Here is a 4,474-nt window from a genome sequence, read left to right as displayed (position 1 = left end):
AGTGCTGCGTTAACGGGAGCGTCGAATCGGCCGTGCAGGCTTTGAGGCACTCTCCTGGCCTCGCGGCCGGGCCCGTCACTCGCAAGGTGGCGGGCTTCTCTGCATCAAGGTCGCTGCACTCTATCATCGTGAGGTCAGCAATCATCGCCCGCCGCGCCGAAAGGTGCGGCGGGCTTTTTTGCGTTTACGGGCCGCGCATCGCTTGGCAAAGGAGCGCAACCAAGCGATCGAGCGCATGATGGGCGTCGAGCGCGAGCCGGGCAAGGCGGCATTCGCCTTGCTGGCGAAGCCCGGTACCGGAAAATATGTCGGTTCAGCCTTCATCAGCTTGGGGCGCGACAGGAAGGAACGGCTGTGGAAACGGGTCCAGGAACATGCCGGCGCGCCGTCGGAGGGTGTCAAGAAGCGACCGGCAACGCAGTGGGTTGAGCCTAGCGTGAAGCTGCGGATCAAGCACCTTCGTGGCGAGCACAAATATATACGCCATGCCTCGCTGCTGGGCTTTGGCGACGATCCGAAGCATCCGGGGAACTAAGGGTCCGCCTGCCAAATCCAGCAAGGCCGGCGGACCCTATCAGCGCATGAAGGGACTTTTTATGCGCAGATACTGACTTTGGGCTGGAGTGTCGTTTTTCAGCTGGCGACCATTCCTATCACCAAAAATGTAATGGAGACCGCGAACACCGGTGCAAGCAACCAGCGGGCTTGGTGGACACTATCTTCCATGGGCCGTTTCTCCTCCATGAGTTCGCAAGAACGGGACAAGGAATGTCGCGGTTCCGCGCGACACCTTGTTCAGACCATTACGTCTAGAGCTTCAGACTTAGGTCCGGCGGTCTAAGGACCTAAGGCCGGCCGAGGAACGTTCGTTGGTTGGCTCACGTTGTGGTGAGCTTGGCGCGATGAAGATTGCGTCCCGGCAAATTCCAACAAGGAGACAGCTATGAGAATGCATCTTTCCACCGCAGCCGCGGGATTTTTGCTGCTGGCCGGCATTGGTGCCGCTGCTGCTCAGGACGTGATCATCGAACCGCAGCAGGAAACCGTCATCAAGGAATACGTGAAGAAGCAGCCGCTCGCATCGGTGAAAATCCCTGGAGTGGAGCTTAATATCGGCTCGCCCCTCCCAGACACCGTCGAGCTTCACGAGGTCCCGAACGTCAAATACCGTTACGTTGTGGTCGACGGCAGAACCGTCCTTGTCGATCCCGGCACACGCAAGATTGTCAAAGTCTACGACTAATCTGATCTTGGGAGCGCTGGCCCGGATGGCGACGGCAAAGCGTCAATAGACCGGGTCAGTCGCTCGACCGTCTCGATAATCGCCTTTGCCAACGCCTCGCCCTCGTGCGCCGGCAACGGGCCGTAGAGGCAGTTCACGGCTTCCTCGCTCGGCAGCACGCCAGCCGGGCAGGTCATCTCGATAGCCATGCGTACGAGCTGCAGGCCGGTTCTTTCGCCGTAGATATAATTCTCGTCCATCGTCAGGATACTGGCGCTGCGGTGGCGATCGTCAAGGCGCATCATCGCGCACGCGATGGCGAGCTGCGCCTCGACTTTGGCGTTTTCCTTCTGCGTCATGTTGTCGGCCGCGATCAGCCACCGAAGCGACCGCATGATCTCCCCGCGCGTCCAGCCGGCCTCTAGCATGCAATCGACGATCGCCTGAAAGCCCGGCTCCATAGCCTCCTGGCAATCGATCTCGCGGTCGGCATACTCGCCATTTTGTCTTGGCGGGCTGATCATTTCGAATTGCTCCTCAGAGATATGCTTCGCCGTCGGCGCGGTGTTCAAAACAGAACCAATGCGATGGCTGCCTCGGCTTCGCGAATCCCCATCCGGCATCCTTGCCGCAATCGGGATGCTCGCACCTATGATGCTGAACGCCCAGACGTGTGACGGGCTCTATTGCACCGGGAAGGCGGATCAGCTCGTCGCTCATGGGGATGCTTTCAAAGCAGCGACCCTTGTGCAGGTGCCGGCAGCGGAACTTTGATCTGTGTGGCCGGCTTCTCCACGATCACGAGAGCGTCGTCAGGCGCCGACCGCTGCAGCCATTTCGCTTCCGACCATGGCGCGGTCAGCCAGGTCTCGGCTTCCTCTCGCGTGGTCAGGATCACCGGCATCGCCTTCTCGTGGATCGGCTCGATTAACGCGTTTGGCTTTGTGGTCATGAAGGCATAAAGCTCATGATCGCCGGGGCCTTCCTTGACCTTGCGGACCCCTTGCCAGCGTGTCCACAGGCCCGCGAAGAAGAACAGCGGCCGGTCCTCGCTGAGGGCGAACCAGAAGTTCCGCTGTATGCCGCCTGTCTCCGGGTCCTTATCGCCTGGGGTAGGGCTGGGCTCGGCAAAGCTCGTCACCGGCACCACGCAGCGGTGCTCGATACCGACATACTGCTGCCAGTGGCCGTATTGAGGGTTGCGGATATTGGTCGTGCCGGAATCGGCATTGCCTTTGACGCGCTCCAAGGGCGTCGGCATTCCCCAACGCAGCTTGGCAAGCTCGCGCGTCCCGTCCTGAGCATTGCGGACGACCGGGCCGAACTGGTTGGGATAGATGTCGATCGACGGCTCAAGGTTGCCCAGGAGATCGCGCAAGGCTCCGGTCCATTGGCGGATCGCCTCCTGGCTGGTGGTGATGTTGTAGAGGTTACACATGTCGTCGCCTCAGTTACGCAGGGCCTGGGGAACGCTCAGCGGCCCGAGATCGAGAGTTCTCTTGTATTCGCCAGTCCGGCCCCAGACACCGCGTGCCTTGCCGTTTTCCCGATCACGCTTAGGATCGAACATGATGCCTCCGAAGTGGTCAAGGAACGCCTGTGCAGACGCCTGGTCGGCGAAGCAGTACAGCTGCCAGTTCTCATATGTCTGATCCGGCCATATCGCCTGCACCTGCCTTGTTATTGGGACCAGCCCTCGCTCTTCGCAGAAATCGCGGATCAGCGAGAAGCTGTGTCCCGTGCATAGATCATCGGGCAGCGCAACCTGGTAAGGCCACTCGCGGTCTATTCTAGCAGGGGAAGGGCCACGGCTACGCTGTACCATCAATGGCGAGCGGCGGCTTGCTTGCTCTCTCTCAGGTAAATGTCGGTCTGGTGGCGCATCGCATCCGAAAGCGACAACGCCAGATCGAGGTCTCCAGGATAGATCGCCAATATCCAAGTGGCCGTCAGCTCCGCGATAGCCTGTTTCTGGCTGACGTCGGACAGGCCACGCATTTGCTTTGCCATCTTGCTGACGGCCCGGTGAATGGCGGCCCGCTCGCGCCTTACCGTGGCATATATCTCGGGCTGCTCGGACTCGGTCGCAGTAATCGGCTTCATGGGGGTGTCTCTAATCTGCTGGCAGTGAACGAAATGAGAACATCAGAGTCAAGAGCCTCTTGAAGGAACAGGAATATGTTCCTTTTCTAGAGGGATGGCGCACGATCCGATCGACACGCTGGGCAAGGCAACCCGGCACAACATGCTTGTGAAGGCGGAATGCAGTTGCGGCAATGTCCGCTACTGCCGTTCGGCTGACCTGATGATGGTATATGGCGGCGGCGTCGACCCGCTGAAACTGAAGTTCGACTGCAGCCGCTGCAAGCTGACGGTGAAGATCACCCTGCTCGAAGTACATCCGGAGCACCTTCCCAAGCGCCTGGTGATCCATAAGCCGGTGAAGGTCGACGGGAAGATCCGCTGGACTACCGAACGGTTCCGGGGACAGGGGCGTGGCAAAAGGCTGGACCCCGCAAACTCTGATCGACTCGAAGACACGGCTCACTGCGTTCTGCCACAATCCGCGGTGTCACCAAAACCAGCCGCTTGAGAAGCTGAGGGCCAAGCTCGGCCCGGATGCAGCGATGGCGGACGATCTCATTCCGAAGCTGAAATGCGCCAAGTGCGGCGGCAAGCGCGTTGGACTGATTTATACGCCCGACACCAACCCGAGCCCCTACGGCAAGGCGGAGGGCGGGCGATGAACCTAAGGTCCGGTTTCCGGCGAAGCAGTGCCGGCCTGCTTCATGAAGTCATGGCGGCGCGCGCGAACATGTGCCAGCAAATTCGCTTCATTGACGACCCCGGATCTAAAGAGAGACAGCGTGGTCGAGGCGAGAATCTGGCTGTCTATCAAGGTGCTGTACGATTTCGCGTCGGCGACTATCTGATCGACAACCCGCTGGCAGATCGCTCGATCTTTAGGTCTAAGGAACTGACTTTTCGGTGCTCGTGGCAATCTCGACGCCTTTAAAGGGGAAGTTACTGTGTCCCCCGCGACCGAAGCGTGGGTCTCCGTGAATGGACCCTAAACGCATTCCGACAGATAATTGCCATTCGTTTGAGTGGTGCCGATGTTTTTGCTATGGCGTGGTAATCGAGGCCATTAGAGCGTCGGACATTCAGGTTGAATCGCGAAGGATTCCGCTAACGTCGGGTTTGTGATTCACTTCCTTAAGGAGGTGATTTGCCATGCCCAAGCCCTATTCG

At 59.4% G+C, this 4,474-nt stretch carries 6 protein-coding genes; 3 read left to right on the top strand and 3 right to left on the bottom strand.

All coding sequences use genetic code 11. The features are described from left to right. The first annotated feature begins 202 nt into the window (after positions 1–202). Positions 203–535 (top strand): hypothetical protein, encoded by a 333-nt coding sequence (locus NKJ13_RS31310; protein WP_352509956.1) that lies wholly within the window; start codon positions 203–205, stop codon positions 533–535. A gap of 408 nt (positions 536–943) precedes the next feature. After that, positions 944–1,243: a DUF1236 domain-containing protein gene (locus NKJ13_RS31305; protein WP_254816945.1), complete on the top strand. Its 300-nt coding sequence runs from the start codon at positions 944–946 to the stop codon at positions 1,241–1,243. Here the strand turns inward: NKJ13_RS31305 and NKJ13_RS31300 are convergent. The 3 genes from NKJ13_RS31300 to NKJ13_RS31290 all read right to left on the bottom strand — a co-directional run bounded on the left by NKJ13_RS31300 (position 1,240) and on the right by NKJ13_RS31290 (position 3,325). Beyond that, entirely contained in the window at positions 1,240–1,746 is a 507-nt protein-coding gene (locus NKJ13_RS31300) for a hypothetical protein (protein ID WP_352779543.1), read from the bottom strand. The two genes, NKJ13_RS31305 and NKJ13_RS31300, sit on opposite strands and share 4 nt — an antisense overlap. Positions 1,747–1,952: 206 nt before the next feature. After that, positions 1,953–2,660, bottom strand: coding sequence for an SOS response-associated peptidase (locus NKJ13_RS31295; RefSeq protein WP_352779541.1), 708 nt, complete (start codon positions 2,658–2,660; stop codon positions 1,953–1,955). A gap of 386 nt (positions 2,661–3,046) precedes the next feature. After that, positions 3,047–3,325 (bottom strand): hypothetical protein, encoded by a 279-nt coding sequence (locus NKJ13_RS31290; protein WP_352779539.1) that lies wholly within the window; start codon positions 3,323–3,325, stop codon positions 3,047–3,049. Positions 3,326–3,419: 94 nt separating this feature from the next. Here NKJ13_RS31290 and NKJ13_RS31285 point away from each other — a divergent pair, with 94 nt between their 5' ends. Beyond that, the gene (locus NKJ13_RS31285; protein ID WP_352779537.1) at positions 3,420–3,815 is read left to right on the top strand and encodes a hypothetical protein; all 396 of its coding nucleotides are present in this window, start codon (positions 3,420–3,422) and stop codon (positions 3,813–3,815) included. The last annotated feature ends 659 nt before the right edge of the window (positions 3,816–4,474 follow it).

Origin of the sequence: Mesorhizobium sp. M0174 (assembly GCF_040322275.1) — a bacterium.
Classification (GTDB): domain Bacteria; phylum Pseudomonadota; class Alphaproteobacteria; order Rhizobiales; family Rhizobiaceae; genus Mesorhizobium.
The sequence above is the reverse complement of the archived record's forward strand: the minus strand, read 5'-3'. Positions and strand labels throughout refer to the sequence as shown.